The 15,664-nt window shown below is 62.3% G+C and carries 14 protein-coding genes; 8 read left to right on the forward strand and 6 right to left on the reverse strand.

Annotation, left to right across the window (positions count from 1 at the left end; genetic code table 11):
• Positions 1 to 144: 144 nt before the first annotated feature.
• The 3 genes from KHU30_RS19630 (at position 145) to KHU30_RS19640 (ending at position 6,637) form a co-directional block, all read left to right on the forward strand.
• A complete protein-coding gene (locus tag KHU30_RS19630; RefSeq protein WP_211444300.1) occupies positions 145 to 2,454 on the forward strand; it encodes an NADP-dependent malic enzyme in 2,310 nt (769 codons plus the stop codon).
• Between the two features lie 266 nt (positions 2,455 to 2,720).
• On the forward strand, positions 2,721 to 4,379 hold the full coding sequence (locus KHU30_RS19635; protein WP_211444301.1) for a VRR-NUC domain-containing protein: 1,659 nt from the start codon (positions 2,721 to 2,723) through the stop codon (positions 4,377 to 4,379).
• Complete coding sequence (locus tag KHU30_RS19640) at positions 4,379 to 6,637, forward strand: ATP-dependent DNA helicase (RefSeq protein WP_230427484.1); 2,259 nt, start codon at positions 4,379 to 4,381, stop codon at positions 6,635 to 6,637. Before KHU30_RS19635 ends, KHU30_RS19640 begins: the two co-directional genes overlap by 1 nt.
• Positions 6,638 to 6,661: 24 nt before the next feature.
• On the opposite strand, the gene KHU30_RS19645 is transcribed toward KHU30_RS19640, so the two are convergent.
• The 3 genes from KHU30_RS19645 to KHU30_RS19655 are packed head-to-tail and all read right to left on the reverse strand — an operon-like array spanning position 6,662 to position 8,033.
• Positions 6,662 to 6,907, reverse strand: a complete 246-nt coding sequence (locus tag KHU30_RS19645) for a TFIIB-type zinc ribbon-containing protein (protein ID WP_211444303.1) — start codon at positions 6,905 to 6,907, stop codon at positions 6,662 to 6,664.
• 60 nt (positions 6,908 to 6,967) lie between these two features.
• Positions 6,968 to 7,654: a Bax inhibitor-1/YccA family protein gene (locus KHU30_RS19650; protein ID WP_211444304.1), complete on the reverse strand. Its 687-nt coding sequence runs from the start codon at positions 7,652 to 7,654 to the stop codon at positions 6,968 to 6,970.
• 16 nt (positions 7,655 to 7,670) lie between these two features.
• Positions 7,671 to 8,033 carry an HPF/RaiA family ribosome-associated protein gene (locus tag KHU30_RS19655; protein WP_211444305.1) on the reverse strand — a complete coding sequence of 121 codons (363 nt, stop codon included), beginning with the start codon at positions 8,031 to 8,033 and terminating at the stop codon, positions 7,671 to 7,673.
• 98 nt (positions 8,034 to 8,131) lie between these two features.
• Between KHU30_RS19655 and nhaR the strand changes: the two genes are divergently transcribed.
• On the forward strand, positions 8,132 to 9,052 hold the full coding sequence (nhaR, locus tag KHU30_RS19660; protein WP_211444306.1) for a transcriptional activator NhaR: 921 nt from the start codon (positions 8,132 to 8,134) through the stop codon (positions 9,050 to 9,052).
• A 16-nt stretch (positions 9,053 to 9,068) separates the two neighbouring features.
• On the opposite strand, the gene KHU30_RS19665 is transcribed toward nhaR, so the two are convergent.
• Positions 9,069 to 10,100, reverse strand: a complete 1,032-nt coding sequence (locus tag KHU30_RS19665) for an AraC family transcriptional regulator (RefSeq protein WP_211444307.1) — start codon at positions 10,098 to 10,100, stop codon at positions 9,069 to 9,071.
• 145 nt (positions 10,101 to 10,245) lie between these two features.
• Here KHU30_RS19665 and KHU30_RS19670 point away from each other — a divergent pair, with 145 nt between their 5' ends.
• On the forward strand, positions 10,246 to 11,919 hold the full coding sequence (locus KHU30_RS19670) for an AMP-binding protein (RefSeq protein WP_211444308.1): 1,674 nt from the start codon (positions 10,246 to 10,248) through the stop codon (positions 11,917 to 11,919).
• Between the two features lie 22 nt (positions 11,920 to 11,941).
• Entirely contained in the window at positions 11,942 to 12,709 is a 768-nt protein-coding gene (locus tag KHU30_RS19675; RefSeq protein WP_211444309.1) for an SDR family NAD(P)-dependent oxidoreductase, read from the forward strand.
• Between the two features lie 48 nt (positions 12,710 to 12,757).
• On the opposite strand, the gene KHU30_RS19680 is transcribed toward KHU30_RS19675, so the two are convergent.
• Entirely contained in the window at positions 12,758 to 13,210 is a 453-nt protein-coding gene (locus KHU30_RS19680) for a thioredoxin family protein (RefSeq protein ID WP_230427485.1), read from the reverse strand.
• A 246-nt stretch (positions 13,211 to 13,456) separates the two neighbouring features.
• Between KHU30_RS19680 and KHU30_RS19685 the strand changes: the two genes are divergently transcribed.
• Positions 13,457 to 14,722 (forward strand): lipoprotein-releasing ABC transporter permease subunit, encoded by a 1,266-nt coding sequence (locus tag KHU30_RS19685; RefSeq protein WP_211444310.1) that lies wholly within the window; start codon positions 13,457 to 13,459, stop codon positions 14,720 to 14,722.
• Positions 14,715 to 15,434 (forward strand): lipoprotein-releasing ABC transporter ATP-binding protein LolD, encoded by a 720-nt coding sequence (gene lolD, locus KHU30_RS19690; protein WP_211444311.1) that lies wholly within the window; start codon positions 14,715 to 14,717, stop codon positions 15,432 to 15,434. Before KHU30_RS19685 ends, lolD begins: the two co-directional genes overlap by 8 nt.
• Before the next feature lie 19 nt (positions 15,435 to 15,453).
• On the opposite strand, the gene KHU30_RS19695 is transcribed toward lolD, so the two are convergent.
• The gene (locus KHU30_RS19695) at positions 15,454 to 15,657 is read right to left on the reverse strand and encodes a hypothetical protein (protein ID WP_211444513.1); all 204 of its coding nucleotides are present in this window, start codon (positions 15,655 to 15,657) and stop codon (positions 15,454 to 15,456) included.
• Positions 15,658 to 15,664 lie beyond the last annotated feature (7 nt).

Below are 15,664 nucleotides of genomic sequence, written 5' to 3' on the forward strand. Positions count from 1 at the left end.
TCAAACCATAACTCCACAGAATATTTTCCTTTCCCAAAAGCATCTTCAACAGCAGAGATATCGGTCGTCGAGAAACCGAATCGATAGGCATTGTGCTAATGTCGCTGCCACAGAATTTTCGTTAGCGTATCCAGGAGACCATCAATGAGCACCCCCACCATTCTTTCGGCGGCCGAGCAGGCCCTGCGCGATGCTGCGCTGGAATATCACCGCAGCCCGACGCGCGGCAAGATCGCCGTGGTGCCGACCAAGCCTTTGTCGAACCAGCGCGACCTGTCGCTGGCATATTCTCCGGGCGTGGCCTACGCCTGCCTGGCGATCCATGAAGATCCTGAGATGGCGGTGGAATACACTTCGCGCGCCAACCTGGTCGGCGTGGTCACCAACGGCACCGCCGTGCTGGGCCTGGGCGATATCGGCCCGCTGGCCGGCAAGCCGGTGATGGAAGGCAAGGGCTGCCTGTTCCATAATTTCGCCGGCATCGATGTGTTCGATATCGAATTGGCCGAACGCGATCCGGACAAGCTGGTCGAGATCATCGCGGCGCTGGAGCCGACCCTGGGCGGCATCAACCTGGAAGATATCAAGGCGCCGGAATGTTTCTACATCGAGAAGAAGCTGCGCGAACGCATGAAGATCCCGGTCTTCCATGACGATCAGCACGGCACCGCCATCATTTCATCGGCTGCGCTGCTGAACGGCCTGGAACTGGTCAACAAGAAGATCGGCGAAGTCAAGCTGGTAGCATCAGGCGCCGGCGCCGCGGCGATTGCCTGCCTCGACCTGATGGTTGAACTCGGCGTCAAGCGCGAAAACATTTTCGTCTGCGATTCGCGCGGCGTGATCCACGACAAGCGTGAAGACAAGCTGGATGTTTCCAAGCAGCGCTACCAGCAAAGCACCGACGCGCGCACCTTGGCCGATGCGATCGTCGGCGCCGACGTCTTCCTCGGCTGTTCGGCGCCTGGCGTGCTGTCGCAGGATATGGTCAAGGCCATGGGCAGCCAGCCTATCATCCTGGCGCTGGCCAATCCGGAACCGGAAATCCGTCCGGAGCTGGCGCTGGAAGCGCGGCCGGATTGCATCATCGCCACCGGCCGTTCGGATTATCCGAACCAGGTCAACAACGTGCTGTGCTTCCCTTACATTTTCCGCGGCGCGCTCGATTGCGGCGCCACCAGCATCACCGAAGCCATGAAAGTGGCCTGCGTGCGCGAGATCGCCGACCTGACCAAGGCCGAGATCAGCGAAGAAGTGGCGTCGGCCTATGCCGGACAGGAATTGCAGTTCGGCCCGGAATACATCATTCCAAAGCCTTTCGATTCGCGCCTGATCCTGCGCATCGCGCCTGCGGTGGCGCGCGCCGCCGAAGAGTCGGGCGTGGCGACGCGTCCGATCAAGGACATGGATGCCTATCGCCAGTCGCTGATGCGTTTCGTCAGCCACACCGGCATGTTCATGCGCCCGGTATTCCTGGCTGCGCGCGGCGAGCCGCAGCGCATCGTCTATGCAGAGGGCGAAGACGAGCGCGTGCTGCGCGCGGTGCAGATCGCACTGGAAGAAAAGCTGGTGCGGCCTATCCTGATCGGCCGTCCGGCCGTGATCGAAGCGCGTATCAAGCGCGCCGGCCTGCGCTTGCAGGCGGGACGCGATTTCGAGCTGATCAATCCGGAAGACGACGTCCGTTTCCGCCAGTACTGGGAGGCCTATCACGAGATCAAGGCGCGCGACGGCGTGACGCCGGAGATGGCGAAATCGACCTTGCGCCGTTCGAACACGACCATTGCGTCGATGCTGGTCGAGCTGGGCGGCGCCGACGGCATGCTGTGTGGCCTGGTGGGGCGCTTCGACAGCCACTTGGAGCATGTCAGCGACATCATCGGCCTGCGCGAGGGCGCCAAAGGCTTCGCCGCCATGAACGGCCTGGTGCTGGACAAGCACACTTTGTTCATCGCCGACACCTTCGTCAACGACGATCCGAGCGCAGAACAGCTGGCCGACATTGCTGCCATGGCGGTGGAAGAAGTGCGCCGTTTCGGCGTGCCGCCCAAGGTGGCTTTCCTGTCGCATTCGATGTTCGGCTCCAGCAACCGGCCTTCGGCCAAGAAGATGCGCGCTGCGCGCGACCTGTTCGTCAAGCGCATGCCGGATGTCGAGGCCGATGGCGAGATGCACGGCGATGCCGCCTTGAGCGCGGAATTGCGCGCCCAATACCTGCCGAAATCGACCTTGTCGGGCGATGCCAATGTGCTGATCACGCCGAACCTGGATGCTGCCAACATCCTGTTCAACGTGCTGAAGATGACCGGTGGCCAGGGCGTGACGGTGGGGCCGGTGCTGCTGGGCGCTGCTGCCCCGGTGCACATCCTGAACCCGTCGGCCACGGTGCGCCGCGTCGTCAACATGACAGCGCTGGTGGTGGCGAATGCGATTTCAGCGAAGCAGAAAGTGTGATCGCTTAGTGTGATCGCTTAATATCTCAGACCTGTAAAAAATCCCCGGCGCGACATCTGTAGCGCCGGGGATTTTTTATGCATGGATGGCTGAGGAAAGTCGCCGGGCTGCGTCCGGCGAACATGCCGCGGCCGCTGTCCTGGTTCAACAGCGCCGTCCTCGACGGTTCCGCATTTCTATATATTGCAAAACAGCTGTACGTTCATACAGTGCTAATATACGCAAAAGCGACGCTTATTGCGGCACTGAGCCCCTGCACCCGGAACATGAACAAAACGCTGGAAAACCGTTTCTACTACCTGGACAACTTCGTCACCGTTGTGGACTCGGTGCGCGCCCGCTATCGTCATTTGCTGAGCCTGGAAGAGCAGGCCTTCGTCGATGGTTTCGGCAATCTGCCGCAAGCCTCGGCGGCATTGCTGGTGCGGATGGTGATGCGCAAGGGCGAGCTGTTCCGGCTCAGCAAGCTGCGTTACGATGAAATCGGCTGCGCCGCCAGCGCGGCGGCGGCGCTGATTGCAGCGGGCTGGGTCGAGCCGCGGCCGCTGCTGGATATCGGCCAGCTGTTCCGGGTACTGAACAAGGCCGAGATCGCCGCCGCTTTCCCGCAGCTGCGGCAGGTGGCGCGCAAGAGCGAGCAGCTGGATTTCCTGCGGCAGGCAGGAGGCGGTGCGGCGGGCGTGCGCAGCCTGGAGGAATGGTGGCCCGGCGCCGCCGACAGCCTGCTGCAGCTATGCGAACCGGTGGCTGCGCTGTGCGACCGCCTGCGCCTGATGTTTTTCGGTAACCTGTACCAGGACTGGTCGGAATTCGTGCTGTCCGAACTGGGCATCTTCAAATATGAGCAGGTCGATCTGTCGCCCGCCGCGCAAGGCTTCAGCAGCCGCCAGGATATCGATGACTACCTGCATCTGCATGCCTGCCGCGAACGCTTTCTCGGCGGCGAGGAGCCGCAGGCGGTAGCGGCGGATATATCCGCCCAGCCCTATCCGAACCCATGGTTGGAAGAGCGCCGCGGCAAGCTGCTGTTCCAGGTCGCCCAGCACTATGAACGCAATGGCGAGCTGGCGCCGGCGCTGCGCCTGTATGCCGGCAGCAGCCGGCCCGGCGCGCGCCTGCGGGCGATCCGGGTGCTGGAGCGCTGCGGCCAGCCTGAAGCAGCATTTGCATTGGCGCAGCAGGCAGAACAGCAGGCCGAGAGTGAAGCCGAACAGCAGCAACTGCTGCGCGTCATGCCGCGTCTGCGGCGCGCGCTTGGCCATCCCAGATTGACGCCGTCCGCTGCCGTCAGCATCGCACAGCACGAAATCGCCTTGCCGCGGCCTGCTCCGGGCATCTCGGTCGAGCAGGCGCTCAGCCGGCACCTGGCCTGTGCCGATGCGCCGGCGCTGTATGTCGAAAACGCCCTGATCAATTCGCTGTTCGGCCTGTTGTTCTGGGATGCCGTGTTCACGCCGGTGCCTGGCGCTTTCTTCCATCCGTTCCAGAGCGGACCGGCCGATTTGCACGGTCCTGATTTCCGTTTGCGCCGGGCGCTGCAGTTCGAGGCCGGCTTTGCACTGCTGCGTAGCGGCGGCTACCGGCAGGCCATCCTGCACAATTTCCGCATCAAGGAAAATACCCAGTCGCCGTTCGTGTTCTGGGGCGCGATCGATGCGCCATTGCTGGCTATGGCGCTGGATTGCCTGCCGCCCCAGCACCTGCAGCTATGTTTCGAACGCATCCTGCAAGACATCAAGAGCAACCGTTCCGGCCTGCCTGATCTGATCCAGTTCTGGCCGGCGGAGCAGCGCTACCGGATGATCGAGGTCAAGGGCCCGGGCGACCGCCTGCAAGACAACCAGATCCGCTGGCTGGATTATTTCGCCCGGCATGACATCCCGGTTGCTGTGTATTACGTGCAATGGACCGGGGAGAGCGCGTGATGGCGACGGCCCCTGCGCAATACGTGGTCGCCGTGCGCGCGCTGTGCGAATTCACGGCCAAGCAGGGCGATCTCGACCTGCGCTTCACACCGTCGCCGACGGCGCAGGAAGGCATCACCGGCCATGCGGTGGTGGCGGCGCGCCGTTCCCCAGGTTATGAGGCGGAAGTCAGCCTGAGCGGCAGCTTTGGTCCCTTGCTGGTGCGCGGCCGCGCCGACGGCTACGATCCGCGCCTCAACCGGCTGGAGGAAGTCAAGACTTATCGCGGCGACCTCGGCCGCATGCCGGACAACCATCGCCATCTGCACTGGGCGCAGGTCAGGATCTACGGCCACCTGCTGTGCCAGAGCCGCGGCCTGGACGAGCTGCAGCTGGCGCTGGTCTACTACGATATCGCCAGCCAGAAGGAAACCTTGCTGACCGAGCACCTGACCGCGGCACTATTGCGGCAATTCTTCGAAGATCATTGCCAGCGCTTCCTGGCCTGGGCCGAACAGGAAATGGCCCATCGCACTGCGCGCGACGTGCAGCTGACGGCGCTGCAGTTTCCGCATGCGGATTTCCGTCCCGGCCAGCGCATCATGGCCGAAGCTGTCTACAAAAGCGCCGTCAGCGGCCGCTGCCTGCTGGCGCAGGCGCCGACCGGTATCGGCAAGACCGTCGGCAGCCTGTTTCCGATGCTGAAGGCGAGTCCGGGCCAGGCCTTGGACAAGATCTTTTTCCTGGCGGCCAAGACTTCCGGAAGGGCGCTGACGCTGGAAGCCGTGGCGCGCATCAGGCAAAGTGCGCCGGCCTTGTCCTTGCGCGTGCTGGAACTGGTGGCGCGAGACAAGGCGTGCGAACATCCGGACAAAGCCTGCCACGGCGAATCCTGCCCCTTGGCGCAAGGCTTCTACGACCGCTTGCCGCAGGCGCGCAGTGCGGCGTTCGACGCCGGTGCGCTGGACCGCGATGGCTTGCGCCGGGTGGCTGCCGAACATCGTGTCTGTCCCTATTACCTGAGCCAGGAAATGGCGAGCTGGTCGGATGTGATCGTCGGCGACTACAACTACTATTTCGACATCAGCGCCATGCTGTATGGCATGGCCAGCGTCAACCAGTGGCGGGTGGGAGTGCTGGTGGACGAGGCGCACAATATGATAGACCGGGCGCGCAAGATGTATTCCGCGGAAATGGAATACAGCCAGCTGAAAGCCCTGCGCCGCAACGCGCCGCCGGCGCTCAAGCGCGGGCTGGACCGGGTCAGCCGGCAGTGGAACGGCCTGGGCAAGGAGCAGGAAGGCGACTACCTGCATTATGCGGAAATCCCTGAGGCGTTTGTCGGCGCGCTGCTGCAGGCGGTGGCGGATATCACCGACTATATGGTGGAGCATCCGGCCGCCATGGACAGCCATCTGCAGCAATTTTATTTCGACGCTTTGCACTTTACCCGCATGGCCGAGCTGTTCGGCTCGCATTCCTTGTTCGACATCACACGCCAAAACGGGCAGGGCAGCACCCTTTGCATCCGCAATATCGTGCCCGCGCCTTTCCTGACGCCACGTTTCGCCGCAGCGCGCAGCACGGTGCTGTTTTCCGCCACCTTGAGCCCCTGGCATTTTTACAGCGATACGCTGGGCATGCCGGCTGACACTGCCTGGATCGATGTCCCGTCGCCATTCACCGCGGACCAGCTGCAGGTGCAGCTGGTGACCGCCATCTCGACCCGTTTCCAGCACCGCGATCGTTCGCTGGCGCCTATCGTCGAACTGATCGCGCGCCAGTACCGGCAGCAGGCCGGCAATTACCTGATGTTTTTCAGCAGCTACGATTATCTGGAAAAGGTCGCCGCGCTGTTCGCCGAGCAGTATCCGGAGATTCCGCTATGGCTGCAGGCGCGCCGCATGGATGAACGGGAAAGGGAAGATTTCCTGGCGCGCTTTACCGACACCTCGCAAGGGATAGGCTTTGCGGTGCTGGGCGGCTCGTTCGCCGAGGGTATCGACCTGCCTGGCGCGCGCTTGATCGGCGCTTTCATCGCCACACTGGGGCTGCCGCAGATCAATCCGGTCAATGAACAGATCATGCGCCGCATGGGGGAAACCTTCGGCAACGGCTACGACTACACCTATCTCTATCCCGGCATGCAAAAAGTGGTGCAGGCTGCCGGCCGCGTGATCCGCACCCAGCAGGACCGCGGCGTGGTGTACCTGATCGACGATCGCTTTGCGCGGCCGGAAATCAGGCTGCTGCTGCCGGCATGGTGGCAGGTTGCGTGAGCCGGTGCTGTCGCTGCGGAGCCGTCAATCGAACAGCTCTTGCCAGAAGCTTTCCTTTTTCTTGGGACGGCGGTAGTCGTTGTAATGCGAGCCATGCTGCGGCGCGCGGAGCTCCGGCTGTGCGGCTGTTTCCTGCGTCGATTGCTGGATGATCTTGTCCAGTTCGCCGCGGTCCAGCCAGACCCCGCGGCAGCCGGGACAATAATCGATTTCAATGCTCAGGCGCTCGCTCATCACCAGCTCCTTGTCTTTACATACCGGGCAATACATAAACGTTCTCCATTATCCTGAAAGTCGATCGGGCCGGACGGCGTACGCCCGGCCCGGGGTTTACTCTTTGCTGACGAAGCCGAGCAGCTGCAGCAGGCTGGTAAACAGGCTGAAAATCGAAACGAACAGGCTGACCGTCGCCATTACGTAATTGGTCTCGCCGCCGCGCACGATATTGTTGGTTTCAAACAAAATCATGCCGGACATCAGCAGCACGAACACTGACGATACGGTCAGCGACAAGGCCGGGATGCTGAAGAACAGCGCCGCCAGTCCCGCCACGAAAGCCACCAGCACGCCCACTGTCAGCATGCCGCCCATGAAGGACAGGTCGCGCTTGGTGACCCGCGCATAGGCTGACATCCCCAGGAAAATGATGGCGGTGCCGGCCAGCGCCATCGTCACGGTCAAGCCGCCGTTGGCCATGCTCAGGTACTTGCCGAGGATCGGTCCCAGGGTGTAGCCCATGAAGCCGGTCAGCGCGAACACCAGGCCGACGCCGAGGCCGCGGTCGCGGTATTTGGTGACCAGGAACAGCAGGCCGAAATAGCCGGCCAGGGTGATGACGATGCCAGGCCCTGGCAGGTTCAGCGCCAGCGCGGCAGCGGCGACGATGGCGCTGAAGCCCAGGCACAGCGACAGCAGCAGGTAGGTGTTGCGCAAGACCTGGCGCGCGGCGCCGTCCATCACCGTGGTGGCGGCATAGCTGGCGCCGCGGTTGCGCAGGGTGTCGTAGCGGTTGTTCATGATGTTCTTTCGTTAATTAGATAACCGCCGGCTCAAGCGCCGGCGCCAGGTACTTGGTGTGGGAAATCGATCTGGTGCGCGCCAGCAGGCGTGCGGTCGCCTGGGCGGCGCGATGCGCAGCCTGGTCGACCATGGCTGCAATATCGCTGCCTTTCTCCGTGATCACCACGGTCGGCAAGCCGTTCAGGGTCAGCTGGATCTGGCATTGCTTGTCGATGCCGCCGCGCGGACCGTTCTGGTCGCTGATGCGCACCTTCATTGCCTGGATGTTGTAGTGCTTGCGGTCCAGCGCGAGGCTGAGCCGGTTGCTCACATACTCGCGCAGTCTGCGGCTGAGTTTTACACCTTTGGTAGCGATGATCGCGATGGTCGGTTTCATCAAAGACTCCAGTTCGTTTGAGGAGCAATCATCATATGGCCGCGACATGAATTAAAAAAGCGAAGATAATCGAAGAATTACTTCGGAAAAACAGAACAATGAAACCATCGTCGCTGAACTTTCGGCATCTTCACTATTTCTGGGTGGTGGCCAAGGAAGGCAGCGTCACGCGCGCCGCCGAACGGCTGGGGCTGGCGGTGCAAACCGTCAGTGCCCAGCTGTCGCTGCTGGAACAAGAGGTCGGCAAGGCGCTGCTGGCGCCGCAAGGGCGGCGGCTGGTGCTGACCGAGGCAGGGCGCCTGGCGCTCGGCTACGCCGACCAGATTTTCCTGCTGGGCGAGCAGATGCAGGAGGCGCTGGCGGCGGCCGACGATGAACCTACCATGCGGCTGGCGGTGGGAATTTCAGATTCACTGCCGAAACTGATTTCTGCACGTCTTCTGGAAGCCGCCCTGCGGCTGCCGCAGCGTGTCAAGCTGGTGTGTTTTGAAGACAAGTTCGAAGCGCTGCTGGGCGACCTCACGCTGCACAAGCTGGACGTGGTGCTGACCGACCGGCCGGCGCCGTCCAGTACGGCGCTGCGGGTGTTCAGCCATTTGCTGGGCGAAAGCGATATCGCGCTGTTCGGCAGCAAGGAGCTGGCCAAGCGCTATCGCCCCAAATTCCCGGCCAGCCTGCGCGGTGCGCCTGTGCTGCTGCCGACCCGCAACAACGTGATTCGCGGCCGTATCGATCACTGGTTCGAAACTCGCGAATTAAGGCCGGATGTGGTGGGCGAATTCGACGACAATGCCTTGCTGAACACTTTCGGCCGCAGCGGCCTCGGCCTGTTCCCGGCGCCGTCCGCGCTGGCGGCGGATGTCGAGGAACAGTTCGGCGCAGTGCTGATCGGCCAGCTGGAGCAGGTGCATGAACAGTTTTACGCGGTCTCGAATGAACGCAAGATCAAGCATCCGGCGGTGGAGGCGATCCTGTCTGCCATCCATGGCCGGGTGTTTACCCAGGCCAGGCGCAGGTGACAGCCATCGCGATCTGCTATGAGATTGACAAGGCCCGCCTGTGTTCTCCCGGACTGCTTCCGGTCCATTTCTTGAAGGCGCGATGGAAGGCGCTGGGATCGGCAAAGCCGAGGCTGATGGCGATTTCTTCGATGCTCCGGGCCGAGCCGCTCAGGTAGTTGATCGCCAGGTCGCGCCGCAAATTGTCCTTGATCGCCTGGTACGATTGTCCTTCCTGGCTGAGCTTGCGGCGCAGCGTCGAGGCTGGCGTTTGCAGCTGCCGCGCCAAGCTGTCGAAATCCGACCATTCATTCATCGGCAGCTGGCGCAGGTGGCGGCGGATGGTGGCTGCCAGGCTGTCGTGGTTGCTGTATTTCACCAGCAGGTTGCCGGGCGCTTCGCGCAGGAAGGCGGGCAGCGTACGCTGGTTCTGCACGATCGGCAGCGCCAGGCAGGCGGCGTCGAAGGTGATGCTGGTGCGCGCCTGGCCGAAGCGCGCCTGGTCGCAGAAGCGGATCTTGTAGTCGAGGCTGGCGGGCGGTTCGTCGCAGCGGAAATCGGCTGACAGCAGCTGGATGCGGCGGCCGATCAGCCAGCTGCCGACGCCATGCACGAACATCAGGAAGGTGGCGTAGGTGAACATGCGGCGCGGGCTGCCGCTTTCATTGATGACGATGCAGGCCACGCCATCTTGTTGCGACAGGCTCGCCGAAATGTCATCCAGCACCAGTCGCAGGAAATCCAGCATGCGCGACAAGGCCTTGCCCAGGTTGGCGCTGTGCAGGGCGCTGCGGCACAGCAGGTTGAAGCTGCCGACCCGCATCGGATGGCTGTCCATGCCGAAGAATTCGTCGTCGGTCGCTTGCGAGATCAGATACCACAGGCGGCCGTAATTGGCCGCCGCCACCCGCGCGTGCGACGACGCCAGCAGGCGCGGCGAAATTCCCGCCTGCAGCAGCAGCGCATCGGCATCCATGCCGCGCAGGCGCATGCAGTGCAGCGCTTCGCCGACGAGGCCAATGGCGATCGTCCCTTTCTCCCAGTCTTCCATAAGCCCCAAATTAGTCATTGCAATTCCGCTCAGCCGTAATGATCGCTTTTAACATGGCCCCAAGTCACTAAATATCCTAGACTTAGCCGCAGCAGCTCGATTTCTCATGACAACAAAACAAGAACTGGCCAAGCCAGTCATTTTAGGTTAGAGGAGAACATTCATGTCATCTGGTTTCCCAAGCGCAGCCACGGCCCATGCCATACCGGACTATGCGCAGTTCTATGCCGATTTCAAGCTCGACAGCGTGGCCGCCGAACTGGCCGGCAACCTGGAGACGGGCGTCAATGCCAGCGTCGAATGCTGCGACCGCCACGCTACGCCTGGCCGCATCGCCCTGAACTGGGAAGGCAAGGATGGCCGCAGCGCCAGCTATACCTTCGCCCAGCTGCAGGAGTTGTCTGGTCGTTTTGCTAATTTCCTGAGGGCGCAGGGCGTGCAGCCGGGCGACCGCGTCGCCGGTCTGTTGCCGCGCACGCCGGAACTGTTGGTGGCGATCCTCGGCACCTGGCGCGCCGGCGCTGTGTACCAGCCGCTGTTTACCGCCTTCGGTTCGAAATCGATCGAGTACCGGGTTGCCGCCAGCGAGGCCAGGCTGATCGTCACCGATGCCGACAATCGCCACAAGCTGGACGAAGTGCCGCAATGCCCGCCGGTCATGACCGTCAACGGCGCCAGCGCGCTGGCCGCCGGCGACTTCGGTTTCTGGGATGAGATGGGCAAGCACTCGACCGAATTTGCGCCGGTGATGCGCAAGGCCGAAGACGCCTTCATCATGTTGTTCACCTCCGGCACCACCGGCCCGGCCAAGGGCGTATCGGTGCCGCTGAAGGCGCTGCTGTCGTTCTATGTCTATACGCGCTATGCGGTCGACCTGCGGCCCGAGGATGCCTTCTGGAACATCGCCGATCCGGGCTGGGCCTACGGTCTGTATTACTGCGTGACCGGGCCGCTGATGATGGGCCACGCGATTACTTTTTACGAAGGTTCCTTCACCGTAGAAAGCACCTACCGCATCATCAAGAAATACGGCATCACCAACCTGACCGGATCGCCGACCGCCTACCGCATGCTGATCGCCGCCGGCGCGGAGGCCGCGGCGCCGGTCAAAGGTCAGCTGCGCGCGGTCAGCAGCGCCGGCGAACCGCTCAACCCGGAAGTGATACGCTGGTTCCGCGAACATCTGGACACGCTGATCAACGATCACTACGGCCAGACCGAAACCGGCATGGTGCTGTGCAATCACCATGGCTTGCAGCACGAGGTGCACATGGGTTCGGCCGGCCTTGCCATGCCGGGCTACCGGCTGGCGGTGCTCGACGACGATGAGAAGGAACTGGGCGTCGGCGAGCCGGGCGTGCTGGCGGTGGACCGTCCGCGTTCACCCATCTACTGGTTTCAGGGCTACTGGCAGCAGGACAGCAGCCGCGACGCCAGCGACTATTACGTCACTGGCGATACGGTGGAGCTGAACCAGGATGGCAGCATCAGCTTTATCGGCCGCGGCGACGACATCATTACTTCTTCCGGCTACCGCATCGGTCCGTTCGACGTGGAAAGCGCGCTGCTGGAGCATCCGGCGGTGGTCGAGGCGGCTGTGGTCGGCAAGCCGGACCCGGAACGCACGGAACTGGTCAAGGCCTTCGTGGTCCTCGGCAAGGATTACGCGCCGAGCGCCGCGCTGACGGAGGAGCTGCAGCAATACGTCAAGCGCCGCCTGGCCGCGCATTCCTATCCGCGCGAAATCGAATTTTTGACAGAATTACCCAAAACCCCTAGCGGCAAACTGCAGCGCTTCATCTTGCGCAACCAGGAAATCGCTAAAGCTAAACTGTAGAAAATCGTAAAGAAGAGAAAATATGCAAATCGAAAACAATGTATTCCTGATTTCCGGCGGCGGTTCCGGCCTCGGCGCTGCCACTGCCGCCATGCTGGTGCAAGGCGGCGCCAAGGTGGTGATCGCCGACATCAACCAGGAGGCCGGCGCCGCGCTGGCGGCGCAGCTGGGCAGCAATGCCCGCTTTGTCGCGACCGACGTCTGCAGCGAAAGCAGCGCGCAGGCAGCCGTGGACACTGCAGTCAAGGTATTCGGCGGCCTGCACGGCCTGATCAGCTGCGCCGGCGTGGCCCCTGCCAAGCGCATCGTCGGCAAGGAAGGCCCGCATGGGCTGGAAGACTTTACGCGGGTGGTGCAGATCAACCTGATCGGTACCTTCAACATGATGCGCCTGGCGGCTGATGCGATGAGCAAGGGCGAGCCGAATGCGGACGGCGAGCGCGGCGTGGTCATCAATACCGCTTCGGTGGCGGCCTTCGACGGCCAGATCGGCCAGGCGGCCTATGCTTCGTCCAAGGGCGGCGTGGTGGCGCTGACCCTGCCGGCGGCGCGCGAGCTGTCGCGCCACGGCATCCGCGTGATGACGATTGCGCCGGGCATCATGGAGACGCCGATGCTGCTGGGGATGCCGGCGGAAGTGCAGGAAGCGCTGGGGAAAATGGTGCCGTTCCCGCCGCGGCTGGGCAAGCCGGCGGAATTCTCGGCTTTGGTGAAGACCATCCTGGAGACGGTTTACCTGAACGGCGAAGTGATCCGCCTGGACGGCGGCATCCGCTTGGCGCCGAAGTGATTGCCTGAAGCGGGCCGGATCAGCCAAAGCTGGTCCGGCCTGCAATTCCTAGCGTTTTACAATTTCCTTGTTGAAGAAATCATAGATGCCGTTCTCGCCCATGCGGCGCGCATCGGCCAGCTCGCCAGCCTTGGTCGAGTAGATGATCTTGTTGTCCGGGCTGAGCAGCACTGCCGCCGGAATGCCTTTTTTGATCGGGTTGCCGTAAGACTGGGCAACGTCGAGATTCTTGTCGAAATTGCCGACATCGACCTTCACCAGAATGAATTTGCCGTCGATCAGGGCCGCGCTCTTGCCGTGCAGGGCCTTGTCCAGCTCGCGGCAATCGGTGCACCAGTTGGCGCCGAACACCAGGATCACCTGCTTCTGGCTGGCCTGCGCCTGGCTCAGGGCCTGGCTGACGTCGGCCTTGGCGTCGGCTTTTTCGTCGTAGGGCAGGTTGGCCGCCGACACTGCCTGCGCCAGCAGCAAACCCAGGCACAGTGCAAAGAATTTTTTCATGATGCGGTCCTCAATAGTTCCGAATGGTTTGGATAGGCATCCGCCAGCGGACGGATGCTTACGAATGCGGTTGTGTATCTGAGAGTATATTTCGTTTTGGCAATTGATGGCGCCATTCCGGTTTTTGGTGTCATTCGATATTGAACGATAGCACCTGCTTAGGATCAGAGTAAGCGCATTTAGCTGGAAAGCCCCGTGAGTCTGTCAAATTATGGCAAACTGCGGGCTGATTTTGGGAGCCTCGCATTGAGCATCATAAAAAACTTACCATTTGAGTGGCTGGTCGGCATCCGCTACACCCGTGCGGGCAAGCGCAGCGGCCGCAACAGCTTCATTTCCTTCATTTCCCTGATTTCGATGGCCGGCATAGCCCTTGGCGTCGCCGCGCTGATCGTAGTGCTGTCGGTGATGAACGGCTTCCAGAAGGATGTGCGCGACCGCATGCTGTCGGTGCTGGCGCATATCGAAGTGTTCGACGCTTCCGGCTCCATGCAGAACTGGGAAGAAGTGGCCAAGCAGGCCTTCAAGAACAAGGAAGTGATCGGCGCTGCCCCCTATGTCGATGCGCAAGCCATGCTGGTGCGCGACAGTGTCCTGCGCGGCGTGGCGGTGCGCGGCGTCTTGCCGGCCGAGGAGCCGAAGGTGTCGGACGTCGCCAAGAAGGTCAAGCAAGGCAGTTTCAGCGACTTGAAGGCGGGCGAATTCAATATCGTGCTGGGGATCGAACTGGCGCATGCCTTGAGCGTCGGCATCGGCGACAAGGTGACGCTGATGGCGGCGCAGGGACAGGTGACGCCGGCCGGCGTGATTCCGCGCTTGCGGCAATTTACCGTGGCCGGGATTTTCGAGGCCGGCCATTTTGAATACGATTCGACCCTGGCCTTCATCCACCTGGACGATGCGGAAAAGATGTTCCGCCAGGATTCGCCGTCCGGCGTGCGCCTGAAGGTGACCGACATGCTGGAAGCGCCGCAGATCGTGCGGCAGCTGGCGACCACGCTGCCGCCGAACCTGTACCTGCGCGACTGGACCCAGCAGAACAGCAACTGGTTCGCCGCGGTCAAGACCGAGAAACGCATGATGTTCATCATCCTCACCCTGATCATCGCGGTGGCGGCGTTCAACCTGGTGTCGACGCTGGTGATGACGGTGACCGATAAGCAGGCTGACATCGCGATCCTGCGCACCCTGGGCGCATCGCCCGGTTCGATCATGAAGATTTTCATGATCCAGGGTGCGCTGGTGGGCTTGATCGGCACCGCCATTGGCGTCGGCGGCGGCGTGCTGATCGCCTTGAATATCGATGTCATCGTGCCGTTCATCGAAAACATGCTGCATGTGCAGTTCCTGCCGAAGAGCGTGTACGTGATCACCGAATTGCCGTCAGACCTGCGCTGGCCGGACGTCTGGACCATCGGCAGCGTCGCCGTGGTGCTGGCCTTCCTGGCGACCCTGTACCCGAGCTGGTGGGCCGCCCGGGTGAAACCTGCCGAGGCATTGCGTTATGAGTAATACAATCAATACAAATAATCAAAACAATAATCCGGTGGTGCTTTCCTGCCGCGGCCTGGGCAAGACCTTTACCCAGGGCAGTTATTCGGTCAAGGTCTTGAACGGCATCGATATCGATGTCGTCAAGGGCGAGCAGGTTGCCATCGTCGGCGCTTCCGGTTCCGGCAAGTCAACCCTGCTGCATTTGCTGGGCGGCCTGGATGCGCCGACCGCCGGCAATGTCAGCTTGCTCGGCAAGGACTTCACCACGCTGGGCGAAAAGACCCGCGGCGACCTGCGCAACAACGCGCTCGGTTTCGTCTACCAGTTCCATCATCTGCTGCCGGAATTTTCGGCGCTGGACAACGTCGCCATGCCGCTCATGATCCGCCGCCTCAAGCGCAGCGATGCGCAGCAGCAGGCGCGCGAAATCCTGACGCGGGTCGGCCTGGGCGAGCGCGTGATCCACGTGCCGGGCGAGCTGTCCGGCGGCGAACGCCAGCGGGTGGCGCTGGCGCGGGCGCTGGTGACCAGGCCGGCCTGCGTGCTGGCCGATGAGCCGACCGGCAACCTGGACCGCGCCACCGCGCAAATGACTTTCGATCTGATGCTGGAATTGTCGCAGACGCTCGGCACCGCTTTCGTTATCGTCACCCACGACATCGAACTGGCGCGCCGCTGCGGCCGCATCCTGCACCTGTCGGACCGTGGGCTGGAGCCGTATCAGGACTAGGGCTTGTTAAGCGGAGGAATCAGGAAGCCGGCGTCGCCAGATTGCCGGCTTCTTTGTTTTGCAGGCTGCCGAAAAACGGCGCGTACTGGCGCGTGAACTGGGCGCCGAAGACCGCGCCGGCGATCGCGATCACCGGGATCAGCATCGGCGCCATCGAGAACAGCGTGTAGAAGGCCAGCGCCGCGCCTTTGCTGCAGGAGCGCCGCTTGAACCATTCGTTCAAGGATGCC

This window comes from Collimonas humicola, from assembly GCF_018304945.1.
Classification (GTDB): Bacteria; Pseudomonadota; Gammaproteobacteria; order Burkholderiales; family Burkholderiaceae_D; genus Collimonas; species Collimonas humicola.

Excerpts from the sequence above, each read along its gene's own strand:
- KHU30_RS19670 (WP_211444308.1), top strand. The coding sequence starts at position 10,246 with ATGTCATCTGGTTTCCCAAGCGCAGCCACGGCCCATGCCATACCGGAC.
- nhaR (WP_211444306.1), top strand. The coding sequence starts at position 8,132 with ATGAAACCATCGTCGCTGAACTTTCGGCATCTTCACTATTTCTGGGTG.
- lolD (WP_211444311.1), top strand. The coding sequence starts at position 14,715 with ATGAGTAATACAATCAATACAAATAATCAAAACAATAATCCGGTGGTG.
- KHU30_RS19645 (WP_211444303.1), bottom strand. The coding sequence starts at position 6,907 with ATGTATTGCCCGGTATGTAAAGACAAGGAGCTGGTGATGAGCGAGCGC.
- KHU30_RS19675 (WP_211444309.1), top strand. The coding sequence starts at position 11,942 with ATGCAAATCGAAAACAATGTATTCCTGATTTCCGGCGGCGGTTCCGGC.
- KHU30_RS19635 (WP_211444301.1), top strand. The coding sequence starts at position 2,721 with ATGAACAAAACGCTGGAAAACCGTTTCTACTACCTGGACAACTTCGTC.
- KHU30_RS19640 (WP_230427484.1), top strand. The coding sequence starts at position 4,379 with ATGGCGACGGCCCCTGCGCAATACGTGGTCGCCGTGCGCGCGCTGTGC.
- KHU30_RS19665 (WP_211444307.1), bottom strand. The coding sequence starts at position 10,100 with ATGACTAATTTGGGGCTTATGGAAGACTGGGAGAAAGGGACGATCGCC.
- KHU30_RS19650 (WP_211444304.1), bottom strand. The coding sequence starts at position 7,654 with ATGAACAACCGCTACGACACCCTGCGCAACCGCGGCGCCAGCTATGCC.
- KHU30_RS19655 (WP_211444305.1), bottom strand. The coding sequence starts at position 8,033 with ATGAAACCGACCATCGCGATCATCGCTACCAAAGGTGTAAAACTCAGC.
- KHU30_RS19680 (WP_230427485.1), bottom strand. The coding sequence starts at position 13,210 with ATGAAAAAATTCTTTGCACTGTGCCTGGGTTTGCTGCTGGCGCAGGCA.
- KHU30_RS19630 (WP_211444300.1), top strand. The coding sequence starts at position 145 with ATGAGCACCCCCACCATTCTTTCGGCGGCCGAGCAGGCCCTGCGCGAT.